A 16,616-nucleotide genomic window follows, 5' to 3' on the forward strand; every position below is an offset into this window, starting at 1 on the left:
TGAGCCCCGCTAAAAATGGGGGGATTACCCAACGACCAGGCCGAAGAACAGAATGCCCATGCGTGGCTCGATGGTGCTCAGTGCACGGAGCTGCACCAGTGCCGCCACTAAGGCAACGACCAGTACATCAAGCATCGACCAATAGCCGATGGTCTCGATAAAACGATAAAGTCGCGCACGTTCGCGCATGGCCCAGCGGCTGCGGCGCTGCACGGTGATCAGCAGTAACCCGAGCACGAAGAACTTGATGCAGGGCACCACCACGCTGGCAATAAATATCAGCAGGGCTATATCCCAGGAACCGCCTCGCCAGAACTCGATGACGCCGCTCAAGATGGTGCTCTCACTGCCATTGCCGAACATATCTGTATACATCACGGGCAACAGGTTGGCCGGTAGATATAGAATCAGCGCGCCGACTAACAGCGCCCAGGTGCGACCGATGCTATTGGGTTTGCGTGCATGTAGCGCGGACCAGCAGCGAGGGCAGTCCGTATCACCGAGCTGGCAGGTATTGCCGCAGTCATGACACAGTTGCAGCCCCAGTTCTGTGGCATAGGGAGGCTGGCTCATCGCGAGATGACCTCCAGTTCTTCCCATAATCCACGGACATCACGACCGCCGATCAGGATGATCATCACCGTTAGCATGGACATGGCCCACAAGCCGATTCCGGGGTGCACCTCAAGCAAGCCGGCTAGTTTAATGATGGCTACCAGAATCCCGAGCAGGCAGACCTCCAACATACTCCAGGGTCGCAAGTGCTCAAGGGTGCGCATGCACAGGCGAAACCCCGGAGCCATAAGCCCATTGCGTGCATAAACTAGCACCCAAGCGAGCAAAATGATCTGCAAGGCGGGTGCAAAGATAATGCTGAGACCAGCGACTAGAGCGATCAAGGTGATGCGGCCCTGGGCCAGGGCTTCGACGGTGGACCACAGCGTAGCGTCGTTGCTCATTCCTTGCATGCTAATACCCATGATGGGAAAGGTATTGGCGAATAAAAACAAAATGGCCGCTGCAACAGTCAACGCTAGCAGTTGCTCGGTGTTCAGGCGCCTACCGTGATCTAGCAAGGCGCCGCAACGGCTACAATGAGCCGTTTGCTTGTGGGCCAAGGTAGGGCTTTGGTATACCGAATCGCAATGCTCGCAAATGATCAATTGCTGTGGATCTATTTCAGCCCCCGACTTAGTCATTTCATACCCTTATTACTGCAGACAGACAGGTCGCTACGCGCCCTTACCAATACCTGCGCTGATCCAAACGGATGAGGTCGGACGAGGAAGCTTGTTTTTGAGAGCACCACTGACGTAAGTGTCCTTACAAAAAGTCCAAATAGATTGGACGCGCGAGCCTGGAGTGGAAAATCATTCCTCCAGCGATCCGCCGCCCAGGGCCACATACAGATCAACCAGATTCTGCACTTCAGTTCGCCGGGTCTGGATAAAGGCTTGCTCGGCTTCGAACAGACTCCGCTCGGCGTCCAGCACCTCGATATAGTTGACCACACCTTCCTGATAACGCTTGCGAGCCAGGTTGACCACACGCTGCAGCGTCTCGGTATTGCGCCGCTGGGCGTCAACCTGCTCGGCAAGATAGCGCCGACCGGCAAGGGCGTCCGCCACTTCATTGAAGGCGACCTGAATGGTGCTTTCGTACTCAGCGATAGCAATATTGTCGCGTGCCTGCGCTACCGTCAGATTGCCGCGGTTGCGACCAAAATCGAAAATTGGCAGCGTGATGCTTGGCCCGATACTCCAGGTTTCGTTGCTGCTGCTGATCAGATTACTGAACTCGCTGGAGGCGTAACCGAAGCTCCCGATCAACGACACCTGCGGAAAGAATGCCGCGCGAGCGATACCGATATTGGCCTTGGCGGCAATCAGACGTTGCTCTGCGGCAAGAATATCCGGACGGTTTACCAGCAGGCTGGACGACAACCCGGCATCCAGCGCTGGCGGGCTGGACTGCGCCTCCAGCGACAGCGGTTCCGGCAACGGCTCCGCCACGATCCCACCGGTCAATACCGCGAGCAGATTCTGATTCTCTGCGCGGGTCAGCATGATGCTCGCCAGCTGCGTTTCTGCCTGGGTCAGCAAGGCTTCGGCCTGATTGAAATCAAGCGCTGAGGTGATACCCGCATCGAGGCGCACCTTGGCGATACGCAAACCATCTCGGCGGCTGATCACCGTGGCTTCAGCCAGGGCGATTCGCTCCACCGCTTCTCGCAGGCCCAGGTAGGTAGTTGCCACATCGCGGATCAGAGAAAGTCGAAAGGCGCGCTGCGCTTCAATGCTGGCAAAATATTCGGCTTGTGCGGCGGTTGAAAGATTGGCCACCCGACTCCAGAAGTCCAGCTCGAAGGCCGAAACGCTGGCACTCACGGAATAGGTTTCACTGACCGAACCTGACGCGCCAGCAGCTCCCGCTGCTGCGTTCTGATTGAAGCGCCCACGCGTAGCATCAGCGCCAATACCCAACGACGGAAAGCGCTCGGCATTCTGCACCCGGTAGAGCCCGCGCGTTTCTTCAATCCGGTAAACGGCGGCCTGCAGATCACGATTATTTTCCAGCGCCTGACCGATCAATACCTGCAGCTGGGGGTCAGCAAAGAAGCTCTGCCAGGGCAGCTCGGCCGCAAGGAAACCACGCTCATCTGTCAGCGACTCGGCCTCGGGGTAGGACGCCAGCACCGGAGATTCTGGACGCTGGTAGTCCGGGGCCAACTGGCAGCCGGCCAGGGCGAGAGTCAGCAGGCAGGGAATGAACTTATGCATGCCGTGGCTCCTGAACATCTGTGCTGCCTGATTCATCCTCGTCGGACTCTGCGCCCGGAGGCTTCTTGCGGGTCAGCCAACGGCGCACCGCCAGATAGAACAACGGGGTAAAGAACACACCCAGCACCGTCGCCATAAGCATGCCGCCCATTACCCCGGTGCCTACCGCGATGCGGCTGGCAGCACCTGGGCCGGTAGCAACCACCAGCGGTAACATACCGAGAATAAAGGTCAGCGAGGTCATCAGAATAGGCCGCAACCGCAGCTTCACGGCGGCCATGGTCGCGTCCATCAGACTCTTGCCCTTGCTTTCCTCCTCGATAGCGAATTCGACAATCAGGATCGCATTCTTGGCCGATAGGCCAATCACCGTAATTAACCCGACGTTGAAGTACACGTCCGCCGGCAAGCCGCGCGTCATTGAAAACAGCACCGCGCCCAATACTCCCAACGGCACGACCAGTAGCACCGCCACTGGAATCGTCCAGCTCTCATACAGCGCTGCCAATACCAACAGCACGATGAGGATCGATAGCCCCATCAACGCGCCCACCTGGCCGGAAGCCTGCTGCTCTTCGTATGACAGACCCGTCCATTCAAAACCGAAGCCTTCAGGCAACTCCGCTGCCAGACGCTCCATCTCATCCATAGCCTCGCCGGAAGACCGTCCGGGTGCAGCGTTACCGGAAATGGTCGTCGCCGGATAGCCGTTATAGCGCTGCAATTGCGGCGGTCCGGCAGTCCAGGCGACCGACGTGAACGCCCCGAAGGGTACTATGTCGCCGTCTTCGGTGCGCACGGTAAGATCGAGAACATCTTCCGGGGTCATGCGGAAGGGCGCGTCAGCCTGGAGCAGTACGCGATGGATACGGCCCTCCCGGCTGAAATCGTTAGCGTAGGCACTGCCGAAGGTAATGCTCAGCGTGGCATCGATGTCGCTGATCGACAGCCCCAGCGCCCGGGCCTTGATTCGGTCCACATCGACGCGCAACCTTGGGGCTGTTTCTTCGCCTTCCGGCCGTACGCCGGTCAGCAGTTCGCTTTGACTTGCCGCTCCTAAAAGCTGGTCGCGCGCTGCCATCAGCGCTTCAGGCCCAGCGCCCGAGCGGTCCTGTAACTTGAACGAGAAACCACCGGCCACCCCCAGAGAAGGAATGGAAGGGGGATTCAATACAAAGACACTAGCGTCACGGATGGTACTGAGCGCACCCATGGCATTCTGCACTAATGTCTGCGCACTGTTTTCTACGCCTGGGCGCTCACCCCACGGCAGCAGCGTAACAAACGACATGGCATGTGCCTGGCCTTGACCGAAGAAACTGAACCCGTGAATGAACACTACATTCTCGACCTGCGGCAGCTCATCGTAATAGGCCTTTACCTGGTCCACCACGACGTCGGTACGATCCGCAGTGGAACCGGATGGACCCTGCACTGCGGTAAGCATGGAACCCTGATCCTCGGCCGGAATCAAGCTGCCTGGCAAGCGCAGAAACAGCAATCCGGCAATGAACACCAACGCAACGAACACCAGCAGAAAGCGCAGAGGTCTCACGAGAATGCCGCCGACACCGCCCTGGTAATGTGCAGTAGTGCGATCGATAAAGCGGTTAAACGGGGCAAATACGCGCTTGCCCAGCGGCGGACGCTCGCCTTCACGGGCTGGCGGACGCAGCAGCGCTGCACATAGGGCAGGCGTCAGCGACAGTGCAAGAATGGTCGATACCGCGACGGAGATCGCCAAGGTGACTGAAAACTGCCGGTAGATTCCACCGGTAGAACCAGGGAAGAATGCCATTGGCAGGAACACGGCAATCAATACCAGAGTGGTACCAATCACCGCGGACGTCACTTGATCCATGGCCTTCACGGTGGCCCTGTACGGACTCAGATCCTCTTCTTCCATCAGCCGCTCGACGTTCTCTACCACCACAATGGCGTCATCTACCAAGGTACCAATGGCCAGGATCATGGCAAAGAGGCTGAGCAGGTTGATCGAGAAGCCGAACAACCACAGGCCCAGACAGGCACCGGCCAGAGCTATTGGTACAACAATGGTCGGTATCACCGTGGCGCGCCAGCTTTGCAGAAACACGAACATCACCAGAAAGACCAGTACCATCGCCACTGACAGAGTGACCACCACTTCCTTGATCGACGCACTGATAAAAGGCGTACTGTCGTAGGGGGCGATCCAGCCGATATCCTCGGGAAAACCACGTTCAAGCTCGACCATACGGCTTTTGATGCCCTCCGAGACTTCCAGCGCGTTGGCCCCGGGAGTCAGCTGAACGGCCATGCCCGCCGTTTCCTGCTCGTTGATTTCCACTCGGGTAAGGTAGCTTTCGGCACCCAACTCAACCCGGGCAACATCGCTCAGACGCACCGTCGAACCGTCGGAGTTAGCCCGCAGGATAATCTGTGAGAACTCCTCTGGCGTACTCATGCGCCCCTGGGTCTGAATGGACGCGGTAATCTCGACGTTCTCGGCGTTAGGCAGATCGCCCAATGCGCCGCCAGCCGACTGGCTGTTCTGCTCCTGCACCGCCGCGAGGACCTCGGCAGGAGACAGGTTGAAGTTTGCTAATTTGTCCGGATCCAGCCAGACACGCATGGCATATTCGGTGGAAAACTCTGTTATGTCGCCCACGCCTGGCACGCGTCTGAGTTCATCCACTACCTGCGCCGAGGCAAAATTACCCAGCTCCAGTGCCGAGGTCTCACCGTTCTTTGAGGTAAGTGCAACTATCATCAGAAAGTTGGAAGAGGCCTGGTTGACTTGCACGCCCTGCCGCCTTACCTCTTCCGGCAAGCGCTGCTCTACACGGCTCAGCCGGTTCTGCACTTCCATCTGGGCGTTGTCAATATCGGTGCCAGACTCGAAAGTCAGATCAATTGATGCGCTGCCATTAGATCGGCTGGTAGCCTGCATATACAGGAAACCCTCTACACCATTGAGTTCCTGTTCGATGATTTGGGTGACGTTGGTTTCGAGCACTGAAGCGTCCGCGCCCGGATAGGTGACGCTGATACTCAAAGAGGGCGGAGCGATGCTGGGATACTGCTCAATGGCTAGATCATTCAGCGCCAACACGCCACCCAAACCAATAATCAGCGCTATGACCCAGGCAAAAACCGGGCGTTTAATAAAAAAATGCGGGGTCATAACGTGTTGTTCCCCTCGGCATTTGTGCTTTCAGCATCGCCACCCGTGCTGGCCTCCGCCGAGTTGGCTGGCGTATCTGCGTTCGCTTCGCCACTGTCCGCTGCACGTACTTTCTGATCCGGACGAATTTTTTGCAAACCGGAAATGATCACTCTGTCACCCGGCTCCAGCCCGTCGGTAATGATCCAATTCCCATCACGTTGCTCACCCACTTCGACTGATCGAACTGCGACGGTATCTTCGTCCGTAACCACGCTCACAGTCGGCCCTTCCTCTGCCATTTGAACAGCGCGCTGCGGCAACATCATGTGCTCTTCTCGAGTGCCCGCCTGAATACGTGCCTGAACAAACTGGCCAGGCAACAATAAACGATCCGGATTAGGGAATTCAGCACGCAGGGCAACGGTGCCGGTTGCCTGATCAATCGTCATTGCGTAAAAATTCATCTTGCCGACCTGATCAAACTCACTGCCATTTTCCAGCGTCAATGTTACTGCTACATCGACGCCCTCTGGATGAGTCAACTCTCCGGAGGCCAGCTGTGAGCGAATGGATAGCAGTTCGGAACTGGATTGGGAAAAATTCACGTAGACCGGATCAAACTGTTCGACCGTGGTCAGCAGCGTGCCATTAGCCGCGCTGACCAGAGCGCCCTCGGTCACTTCAGCCCGACCAGCCCTGCCCGCAATAGGGGTGCTGATGGTGGTGTAGTCCAGGTCCAACTGCGCGGCATCCAGTTGCGCTTTGGCCTGCGAGACATCTGCCTGCGCGGTACGCAGACCGGCTACGGCGGTATCGTATTCCTGCTGGCTGATAGCCTGCTCCTCAACCAGCCCCTTGTAGCGCTGCACATCCTGAGCCGCGTTGGCCTCGGTCGCCTGCGCCCGATCCAGAGTCGCCTTGACCGCACTCAGGCTGGCCTGCATTTCACGGGGATCAACCGCAAACAGCTCTGCGCCAGCTTCCACATCACTGCCTTCGCGGTACAGGCGCCGCTGAATGATGCCATCGACCCGCGCGCGAATTTCCGCTGTGCGTACCGCCTGAACGCGGCCGGGTACTTCAATGATGTTGTCTATCGCCTCGGCACGCATCACCTGGACTTCCACCTCCGGTTTTGGCGGCGCCTGGCCAGCCGCTGCGGGACCAGCCTCTTCGCTATCACAAGCGCTCATTAACAAAGCCGAAAGAAGGAGCAGGGCCTTGGAGGCAGTTAGCTGACGCATTGATACTTCCTTTTTGATTATAGGAGAGCAGAGCTTTACAACTCATTTAGCTACTATCCTGAGGAATGAAGTCCAGGGGGCTGGAATTACAACATGCTGTGTTATGGCGCTGTGAAGGTATGAGAGCAGCTCCAGTTGGAGCGTATCAACTTAACGCGTCATTAGGCCGTGGCGGTCTGACTTAAACGAAATGGCCTCCATCAAACCTGGTGTGATTCACCGGTGTGTCAATGCCCCCTCTAGGCCCCATCTTCCGCGGACTGCGACTTCAGTCGCTTCAGCAGTTCTTTGGAGCTATCGTTATATAGCGTGTAAAAATTCTCCAGCTCGTTAAGGTGAGCTTGGGCATGGCTTTTAGTGATCGTCGATTTTGCCTCGGCAACGATTGCCTTTCCGGCTTCAACGCGTTTTAACTGCTCTTCGACAAACGCTGCGTAAGGTTTGGATCTGATAGAGAAAAAGTCCTGTCGTTCGCCAGGTTTCGACCCACGTTCAAGGATGCCAAGCATTTCGAGGAGGCGAGTATTAGTACTGACGCTGCCCTTGCTGACATGCAGCAGCTCCATCAAGTCTGATGAGCTGACTTGCCCGTCGGATATGATGAGTGCAGCCCAAATTTGTCCTGCGATGCGCGGAAGTCCATCGGATTGGGCCTGCTGACCTAAGCGCTCAATAAGGCGCGATTCTGGTTCAGTGAGCGATGTCATAGTTAACGAATTCCAATTTGTTGTCGTTGAACCCATTCAGGGCCGGTCAAAACCGGTAACTGACAAAGGCCCCTGCATAAGCCTGATTTTTATCGCCAACACTATCTACTAGAGGGCTGTCTTTTGCATCCCCTGTCAGTTGAGCGATGCTAGCCATGGCAGTAACTGACCAATCGGGCGTCAAGTGATAGCTCAGGGTGCTGCCCAGAGCAATACTGAAGTAGCCATCGTCAGGATTGTAGGCAGCCAGGCCGGAGCGTGCACTTTCACGCGAAGAAACACCGAACATGTCCTCTGTCCAATCTGCGCTGCTGTATTTCAGGCTCGGACCAATGGAAGCGGACCAGTGTTTGCTGAGCTGGCCCTGCCAACGCGCTTTGAGCGAAAGTTGGTAGCCATCCATGTCGCCGGTGAAGGGTGTTTGTGCATCGCCACTATAGGTCCAGGAGTCGTTTGTATAAGCCACGCGCAAGCCAGCAGTAGCACCGCCGTCGACTTTATCAAGGTGACTCAGGTCGTGGTCGTTGTCACGGCCTGGGGTATAGCCAATAAAGGGTGACACAAGCCAGTTTCCTTGGCGAAAGGCATTCCAGCCCAGTCCGTCAAGAGAATTAAGATAGAAGCGATCGCCGTAGCTCAAGCTAATCGCGGGCCAAACACGGGTTTCGTAGTCGTTACTCCCCAGATAATCTGGTGCATAAATCGCGCCGGCGCCAAGCGTGCCGGCCCAGCCCTCATCAGCCATGCTCGGCCCAGCCATAGCAGACAGAAGTGAGGCAATCAGCGGCCAGGAATAAACTGGTCTTATCTGCATGTTACTAACCTCTAAATTGAGCTATCGGGCCAAAAGCCGGGTGAATTAGTGTTTTTATATCTAGAACCAGGTCGAGAGGGTGATGGATCCAAACTGATCGAAACCATCCTGTTCCTCAAACTCATCGGTGCGCCACAGGTACGTGTAAGTAAGCTGCCAGCGGTCCCAGGTCAATGCAGCACCCACTAGCGCATCGCCGACCCAGTCGCGCCGCTCCACGGAGTGGCTGTCCTCAAAAGTGTTGCCATCAAGCAACAGGTTGCGCGCCATATAGCGGCCTTCGACAGCGGTAAAGACGTACCAGCCAAAGCCCTGGTCGCGTTTAAAAGACGATCGCCCACCATAGCCAGGTGCAACGGCGGGAATGCCGAAGCTGTGATCGAGCCCTTCCCCCCAGCGAAGCCCCAGCCCACTGGAAGCGTAGGTATACAGGTTGCCCAGAGCAAAACCGGAAGACGGCCCGTATTCGACGTCCAGCCCGCCAAGCTCCTGCTGAAATACCCAGGCCCGCTGGTAGGCGAGATTGACGACCAGTTCGTTATTAAGCTGATTATCCCAGCCCCTCGGCTCGTCTGAACCAATCCACCTATGAGCGCCCTTTTGCAGAGCTTCGGCCCCAGAAGCTGGTCCTACAATGCCGACATCGAGATGGAGGCTTTCTGCGAGTCGCCAGTCGTCATGCTGGATATTGTTTAGCAGAGAAACTCCACCGTAAACCAAGCCGGCATAGGGGCGATCATCTTTGATGAGCGCTTCAGCCTCGATATCACTGGGGGTATACATCTGTTGTCCGAAGCGGTAAGTCACGCCCACCAGACTACTGCCCGACCAACCAGGAAGCCTTTCAGCAAGGCTTCGCGTCCAGTGTTCCTCAGGGGGTTCAAAAGCCCAGACTCCTTCAATGCCGTTGGTATAGTGACGATCACCGCCAGCAGAGAACGCATCGTTCTCTACCTTGAGAGAAAGCAGGCCGTCGGCAGACGTTGAGGTGGCGACAAAGGCCAGCAATAGCCAGCAACAATAACGAATCATGATGCACACGCTCCGGCACAATATTGCTCAGCAAAGGCGAGCAAGGTTGAACGTGCTCCTGCAATTCTCCCGCCTTTGGCAGGGATTCGATGCAACGAGCTTCTAATCTGGATAGTTTTCCATCGACAACGGGCTCTTTTTGTTAGCCGCCTGCGATTCGTTCCTTTCAGTTTGTTCAGTTTGTTCAGTTTGAACTGAATGGTGTAGACTGTAAAGCTGTAAAGCTGTAAACGAACTACAAACTACGACGTAGTTGCGAGTATCCCGTTGTAACAGCGGTGGAGTTTGCCTAGTCTCGGAAAGCCAAGTGAGCATTTGGCCCATTGATTGCCAGTCATAGAGCTTTGTATAAAACGCGAGCGGATAACGTTGCCCACTACAGAGGTACGGCACGCTGATCGGCGTACCGCTGCCAGCCCGGCAGCATGAAATGTTTTGCTCTGCGGCTTACCACCCAAAAATTCGGACCAAGCACGTGCCGTTAACGGCGTATTATCAGGACGATACCATTGACCATTTACCTATTCGGTTCTCTTCACTTCCTTAAAATGAGCGCATGGTTGCCGATCATCTTTTTTCCAGCTGTATTGTTAGGAGGATGTTCTTTGCCAGCGCCCAGCAAGACTACGTCCACCTCGCTGAATACGCAGGAAGGTCAAGCCACCCGGCTAGGCCAGGTACTGGCACCGCAGGTGACAGCGCACCCTGGCAAAAGCGGCATCCAATCCCTGGCAGACCCCCACGACGCATTCGCGGCGCGAGTGCTACTGGCCCGAGCCGCAGAGCGGGCACTGGATGTGCAATATTACATTTGGCATGGGGATATAACTGGCACGTTATTGCTAGAGGAGTTACACGCAGCGGCCAACCGAGGAGTAAGGGTGAGGCTCCTGCTGGATGATAACGGCACCGCAGGCTTGGACGTTGAGCTCGCTGCGCTTGCATTGCACCCCCTGATTGAAGTGCGACTGTTTAACCCCTTCAGCGTCCGTGATCCCAAATGGTTGGGGTACATTACCCATTTCTCTCGGGCCAACAGGCGCATGCATAACAAGTCTTTCACTGCGGACAGTCAGGCATCCATTATCGGCGGGCGCAATATCGGGGACGAATATTTTGGTGCGACTGAGGGCATTCTGTTTGCCGACCTAGATGTATTGGCGGTCGGCACAGTTGTAGGTGATGTTTCGACGGATTTTGACCGCTACTGGGCCAGCCACTCCTCATACCCGGTCGAACAGATTGTACCGGCCGTTTCCGCAGAAAGTCTCGGAGAGCTGAGTCGAACGGCGGCGCTCATTGAGCGAGATGACGCTGCGGCGAAATATGTAGAAGCGGTCACACGATCAGATTTCATTCGTCAACTGATGGCGGGGTCGCTGGAGCTCGATTGGGCCAATACCAGCATGGTCAGTGATGACCCGGCAAAGGGATTGGGGAAGGCCGGAGAAGAGGGCATGCTCACGCATCAGTTAGGTTCGATTTTGGGTGAGCCCCAAAAGCAAGTAGCGCTGGTTTCGCCTTACTTCGTGCCCACAGCTGCCGGCGTTGAGGCTTTTACCGCCTTAGTCGAGCGAGGCATCAAAGTACGTATTCTGACCAATTCGCTCGACGCCACCGATGTGGCCGCAGTGCACGCTGGCTATGCTAAGCGACGTAAGGCTCTTCTTAAAGCGGGTATCGAGCTATATGAGATGCGCCGACTTTCGTTACGCAACGGGGGGCATGAAAGCGCAGGGCCGTTTGGCAGCTCAGGCTCCAGTCTGCATGCCAAGACCTTTGCGGTGGACGGCGAGCGAATGTTTGTTGGCTCTTTCAATTTCGACCCCCGTTCGGCCAACCTGAATACAGAGCTTGGCTTCGTCATTGACAGCCCAAAGCTGTCTCAGAGCATCCATCACGCTTTCGACAATATCATCCCGGACAATTCCTATACTGTTCGTTTGGATGATAACGATCAGCTTTACTGGATTGAGCACGTGGGCGACAAGGAGGTCCGCTACGATCAGGAGCCGAATACCAGCTTTCTAAAGCGAATTGGCGTGTTTCTATTATCAATACTCCCGATCGAATGGCTACTCTGACTACTGCGCATGAGGCGCAAGACTGGCTCAGGTCAGTGGAGATTGGCCTTTTGAAAGGTTCCTCCGCAGAAAAGTCGCAAATTGCGACTTTCGGGAATGCGCCGAGATTCGCAGGCATCTCTCAGACCTGGCCAGGAGCATCTACCGCATCGGGTAAGTCCAGTAGCGCCGTCCGATGTACTTTTGGAAGGGGCGTAAGGCGTTCTCACAGTCAAGATAATGCTCAGTCTGGGCCGCCACCTTGGTAAGGACTTCCCGGTACGAAAAGCTCTCCCCTATAAGTCTCGATGCACTTTCGACATGCGAATTAAGACTTTCCAAGCTCCATGCGAAGATTTCGGTCCAAGAGAATTGTCGCGAGTGTCGCAGGCTCAAATATTAAACCAGTGTCGCTCCGCCTAATTTCTTCCAGGGCAAGCTCAATCCTATAATTCCGGAGGTAACCGGACAGGTTTTCAAGGGAGATTTCAATATTCTGCAAATTATTCTTACCGAACAGGTGTAGTGGTCAACTGATACCGGACAGTATTTTAAGTTTTTCTTCCGCCGCTACCGGCGATACACCACCGTTGAACGTATGCGGTCGTTGCTCGTTGTAATAGCCCATCAGGTAGTCAGCAACATCCCTTTGCGCCTCTGGCAGACTTCGATAGCCAAAGGCAGGTATCCACTCTGATTTCAGGCTTCTGAACAGCCTTTCCATCGGGGCATTATCCCAACAGTTTCCACGCCGGCTTATGCTCTGCTGCATGCGGTATCTCCAGATCCGCTGGCGGAACTTGCGGCTTGCGTACTGGCTTCCCTGGTCCGAGTGGAACATGACCTTGTCCGGCCTGCCACGCTGTTCCCAGGCGTAATCCAGCGCTTTTACAGCAAGGTCTGCATCTGGTCTGGCTGACATGGCCCAACCAACGACACGGCGCGCATACAGATCCAGCACTGCAGCAAGGTAACTCCAGGCCTGACCGGTCCATACATAGGTAATGTCGCCACACCAAACTTGATCAGGTTGATCGACCACAAACTCCCGGGCCAAATGGTTCGGAATGTCGATCCGCTCAACCGTTGCCTGTTTGTAGGCATGAGGCCCTGGCTGCTTGCAAATCAGTCCCAGCTCGCTCATCAGACGCCGCACCTTGAAGCGCCCAGAAGCTATGCCTTCCTCCCTGAGCAGACCCACTATGGTCCGGCTACCTGCAGAGCTCCGGCTCTTCGAAAACAGCCGGTTTACCTTTGCTTTCAAGGCAAGCCGCTCAACATCTATCCGACTCCGGCATTGGCGGTAATCGTAATAGCTTGAACGACTAACATCGAACGCTGCGCAGACCATCTCGACAGGCATTTGCTCACTCAGCTGGTCTATCAGCGCGTACGATTCATTTCGTCCGACATCAAGAGAGCGGTAGCCTTTTTTAATATAGTTTTCTCCATCTCAAGGCGCTTACAGCGGGCCTCGAGTTCCTGGATCTTGCGTTGCTCTGGCGTCAGCGCTTTGCCCTTGGGCGTGACACCCTGACGCTCCTGAGACAATTGATCGACCCAGCGGCGAAGAGCGCTTTCTCCCACGCCGAGAGAAGTACAAGCCTGGGGAATGCTATATCCTTGATCAAGCACCAGGCTGGCTGCCTCCTGCTTGAACTCGGGTGAAAATGTGCGTCGTTTCCTGGTCATCTGACACCTCGCTTAGGGTGGCGATTTTACCACCTTGGTTGGTGTCCGGAATTAGTAGGTAATCCCCCCATTATTAGCGGAGCTCAGAAGTAGAGTCAGGCCACCATGGCCAACTTCTGTCGGGGCGTGATACCACCCAAGGCCATGTTTGGCCGTTCATTATTGTAGGTCCATAGCCACCGAGTTGCATATTCCTGAACCTCCTCAATGGAGTCGAACAGGTATTGGGCCAGCCAGTCGTAGCGCACGGTGCGATTGTAGCGCTCGATGTACGCATTCTGCTGCGGGTTGCCGGGCTGGATAAAGGCCAGTGCAATGCCCTGCTTCTCAGCCCAGGCAGCCAGCGTAGCACTGATGTATTCCGGTCCATTGTCACAGCGGATCTGGACGGGCTTTCCTCGCCATTCAATGATCTGATCCAGAGCCCGTATGACGCGCTCAGAAGGCAGCGACAGGTCTACTTCAATGCCAAGACCTTCCCGGTTGTAATCGTCAATCACATTGAACAGCCGGTAGCTGCGACCATCTTCTAACTGGTCGTGCATGAAGTCCATAGACCAGCTGGCATTGATTACCGTGGGCACCGCGAGTGGCTCGGGTTTCTCGCGTACCAAGCGTTTACGGGGCTTGATGCGCAGGTTCAGTTCCAGTTCCCGATAAATTCGATAAACACGTTTATGGTTCCAGAGGTATCCCTTTACGTTGCGCAGATACAGAAAACACAATCCAAAACCCCAGTTGCGCTGGTTATGGGTCAACCGAACCAGAAGGTCCGCGATCTCGGAATTCTCACTGTTGAGCCTGGCCTGGTAGCGATAGCAGGACTCACTGACACTGAAGGCTACACAGGCCAGGCGAATACTACAGCGACCAGCTGCAACAGTTTTTTGCGCCATCTCGCGGCGAAGAGATGGCTTTACCACTTTCCCTCAAGAGCCTCCTTGCGTAACTCGGATTTGAGGCGCTCTTCGGCGTACATTTTTTTCAGCCGCCGGTTCTCATCTTCTAGCTCTTTCATGCGCTTGATCATGGACGTATCCATGCCGCCGAATTTCGCTCGCCACTTGTAAAAACTGGCACTGCTCATACCGTGTTCGCGGCAGAGCTCCGGCACCGGTATGCCGCTCTCGGCTTGTTTCAGAATCGCCATGATCTGGCTGTCGGTAAAACGTGATGTCTTCATGCAGAATCTCCCTCCAAATAGCTTACGGAAAATTCTACTTCTAATCACCGCTGTTTTTTGGGGGGATTACCGAGCATTGTAGAGTTAGTGAGTAGCTTGGCTGGACTCTATATGACCTTTTTCTATAGCTGATAAATACGCTACCAGAGCTCTTGGTACTTCGATAAGAAGGAGGTCCTGAGCGAAGCTCTGGTTTTCATAAGCTTTATGAAGTATGCCGACAGGCAAGCCTACCAACGTTAGCGTGTATCGTCGCTGATCATATGCAGTGGCTTTGGGTAATCTTAATTTGAGGACATGATTAAACGCATCCTCTATCACCATATTCATGGCTGTTGTATATGGTTCAAGTTTCTCAAATGCAGGGTGGGCCATTAACAGATAGTCTGGATGGGCGTGTATGTACTTTAATAATGGCATTGCTAATATTTCAATGACCTCTTCTACCGTGAAGCTGACCCATTGAGACTCTTGGACCTCTTGTGCTTTACAGACTATTGTTTCCAGCGACTGCATGTGCCTTGAGGCGAGGGCTTGTAATATCGCGGTTTTATCTGGGAAAAAATGGTAAAGGGATCCTATTGACGTCTCGGCTTCTAACGCTATGCCGTGAGTAGTCAAATTAGCGGGGCCATCTTTTATCAGGAGCCGAGCGCAGCCATCGAGAATGAGTTCAGTACGGAGGTGACCACGAGACTGTTGCGCGACGCGCTGGCTTTTCTTATTCATGTATAGTTGTTTTTTATTTAAACGCTATAGGGCAGGCTTTGAAATCTGCCCTCAGGTCTACTGAGTATCCTATATCGAATAGCAGTCCTCTGTTCCTTCATGACTTTCGTTTGAGACTTACTTAAGGTCCAAAAGAAGGATGTGCTTTTTCGCACATCCCCTTCTAGCTTTACAGTAAAGGCATCAATTTTAATCTGGAAATTAACTGATCTTCGCATAGATCTTTGCGTGCGGCCCGTTCACCTGTGACTCCCACGCCTTGGTTGTATCTGCGAAGTCGAATTCGGCATAGTCGACAGTGATATTTTCTGTTGCAGAAATATCAAGCAAGCGTTCCCATATTTTACGCCTGTCTGCTGGAGGACGTTGGCCGGTGCCGATGCATGAAAGCGTCCTGAACAGGAGATCGGCGATATCCAGATTGAGTTGCCGTCCCGCACCGGTGCCGACGGTCACGATGCGTGCCCCCCACCGCGTTGCCTTCAATGCATTTAGCATGGGCTGACCACACACCAGATCAAGCACTACGTCGTAACCTTCTCCCGCTTCGGCTTTGAGTGCCGCCACATCAGTTTCATCACCTTTGAGGCATACCGTCGCGTCGGTAATTCCGCGCTCTTTCAAGCGTGCCAGAGCTGCTTCGCTTCTGCCTGCGGCAACGACCTTGCCCGCTCCCAGATAACGGGCAAGCTGCAGGGCGATCTGCCCGAGCGTGCCGGTGCCGCCGAGGATCAATACAGTCTCACCGGGCTGAATCTTTGCGGTTTCCAGCGGGATCAGCGCGCCGGTTGCGGCAATACCCATGGTAATGGCGGTACGGTCATCGATATGGTCCGGCACCTCCCAGACTTCTTCGGCAGGGACCAATGTGCGTTCGGCCCAAGCGCCAAAAGGCAGTACAGAACGTTCGCCGAAGTACACCCGCTTGCCTTCTGCCGTGCGGCCGACGCCCTCGCCCCGGATGATGCAGGGATAGGCTACGCCCAGTCGATACGCGCCGAGCACATCCCAGCCGCCGAGGCCAGCAGTATCAACATCAATCAGTATCGCGCCGTCCTGGGCTTCCGGTTCCTTGAAATCCTGCATGACGGGAAGGGCGCCGCGTTCGGTAATGACAGCTGCTTTCATTGTTATTCTCCTTTTGTCGACAAATGCGCGAGATAGAAGCTCCGGCTATGTTTGGCATGTTTGTGCGCTGTAGTGGGATATGATTCTGTAGTAAGA

12 protein-coding genes and 1 pseudogene are annotated in these 16,616 nt (G+C 55.1%); 1 reads left to right on the forward strand and 12 read right to left on the reverse strand.

Going from position 1 to position 16,616, the window contains the following annotated elements; translation table 11 throughout:
- Nucleotides 1-30: 30 nt before the first annotated feature.
- The 8 genes and pseudogenes from EAO82_RS08790 to EAO82_RS08825 all read right to left on the reverse strand — a co-directional run.
- Nucleotides 31-573, reverse strand: a pseudogene (locus EAO82_RS08790) (paraquat-inducible protein A); the annotation flags it as partial.
- A complete protein-coding gene (locus EAO82_RS08795) occupies nt 570-1,199 on the reverse strand; it encodes a paraquat-inducible protein A (protein WP_096346535.1) in 630 nt (209 codons plus the stop codon). The gene EAO82_RS08795 and the pseudogene EAO82_RS08790, both read right to left, overlap by 4 nt.
- Nucleotides 1,200-1,370: 171 nt before the next feature.
- Nucleotides 1,371-2,780, reverse strand: a complete 1,410-nt coding sequence (locus EAO82_RS08800; RefSeq protein WP_096346536.1) for an efflux transporter outer membrane subunit — start codon at nt 2,778-2,780, stop codon at nt 1,371-1,373.
- Nucleotides 2,773-5,946, reverse strand: a complete 3,174-nt coding sequence (locus EAO82_RS08805; protein ID WP_096346537.1) for a multidrug efflux RND transporter permease subunit — start codon at nt 5,944-5,946, stop codon at nt 2,773-2,775. The genes EAO82_RS08800 and EAO82_RS08805 overlap by 8 nt, the downstream gene beginning before the upstream one ends.
- On the reverse strand, nt 5,943-7,172 hold the full coding sequence (locus EAO82_RS08810; RefSeq protein ID WP_096346538.1) for an efflux RND transporter periplasmic adaptor subunit: 1,230 nt from the start codon (nt 7,170-7,172) through the stop codon (nt 5,943-5,945). Before EAO82_RS08810 ends, EAO82_RS08805 begins: the two co-directional genes overlap by 4 nt.
- A 239-nt stretch (nt 7,173-7,411) precedes the next feature.
- Nucleotides 7,412-7,879, reverse strand: a complete 468-nt coding sequence (locus EAO82_RS08815; protein WP_096346539.1) for a GbsR/MarR family transcriptional regulator — start codon at nt 7,877-7,879, stop codon at nt 7,412-7,414.
- A 46-nt stretch (nt 7,880-7,925) separates the two neighbouring features.
- Nucleotides 7,926-8,624, reverse strand: a complete 699-nt coding sequence (locus EAO82_RS08820; protein WP_218838600.1) for a MipA/OmpV family protein — start codon at nt 8,622-8,624, stop codon at nt 7,926-7,928.
- Between the two features lie 129 nt (nt 8,625-8,753).
- Nucleotides 8,754-9,725 carry a lipid A deacylase LpxR family protein gene (locus tag EAO82_RS08825; RefSeq protein ID WP_096346541.1) on the reverse strand — a complete coding sequence of 324 codons (972 nt, stop codon included), beginning with the start codon at nt 9,723-9,725 and terminating at the stop codon, nt 8,754-8,756.
- Nucleotides 9,726-10,273: 548 nt separating this feature from the next.
- Between EAO82_RS08825 and EAO82_RS08830 the strand changes: the two genes are divergently transcribed.
- Complete coding sequence (locus tag EAO82_RS08830) at nt 10,274-11,809, forward strand: phospholipase D family protein (protein ID WP_096346542.1); 1,536 nt, start codon at nt 10,274-10,276, stop codon at nt 11,807-11,809.
- A 508-nt stretch (nt 11,810-12,317) separates the two neighbouring features.
- Here EAO82_RS08830 and EAO82_RS08835 read toward each other — a convergent pair.
- The 4 genes from EAO82_RS08835 to EAO82_RS08850 form a co-directional block, all read right to left on the reverse strand.
- Nucleotides 12,318-13,480 (reverse strand): IS3 family transposase gene (locus EAO82_RS08835; RefSeq protein WP_153274277.1). Its coding sequence is split into 2 segments (ribosomal slippage): nt 12,318-13,225 and nt 13,225-13,480, totalling 1,164 coding nucleotides; the frame shifts between segments, so codons are not numbered across the junction.
- A 95-nt stretch (nt 13,481-13,575) separates the two neighbouring features.
- Nucleotides 13,576-14,663 (reverse strand): IS3 family transposase gene (locus EAO82_RS08840; RefSeq protein WP_096348146.1). Its coding sequence is split into 2 segments (ribosomal slippage): nt 13,576-14,408 and nt 14,408-14,663, totalling 1,089 coding nucleotides; the frame shifts between segments, so codons are not numbered across the junction.
- 84 nt (nt 14,664-14,747) lie between these two features.
- Nucleotides 14,748-15,392, reverse strand: a complete 645-nt coding sequence (locus EAO82_RS08845; RefSeq protein ID WP_096346505.1) for a TetR/AcrR family transcriptional regulator — start codon at nt 15,390-15,392, stop codon at nt 14,748-14,750.
- A 201-nt stretch (nt 15,393-15,593) separates the two neighbouring features.
- Nucleotides 15,594-16,520: a zinc-binding alcohol dehydrogenase family protein gene (locus EAO82_RS08850; RefSeq protein ID WP_096346504.1), complete on the reverse strand. Its 927-nt coding sequence runs from the start codon at nt 16,518-16,520 to the stop codon at nt 15,594-15,596.
- Nucleotides 16,521-16,616: the final 96 nt, after the last annotated feature.

The organism is Halopseudomonas pelagia (assembly GCF_009497895.1).
Lineage (GTDB): Bacteria > Pseudomonadota > Gammaproteobacteria > Pseudomonadales > Pseudomonadaceae > Halopseudomonas > Halopseudomonas pelagia_A.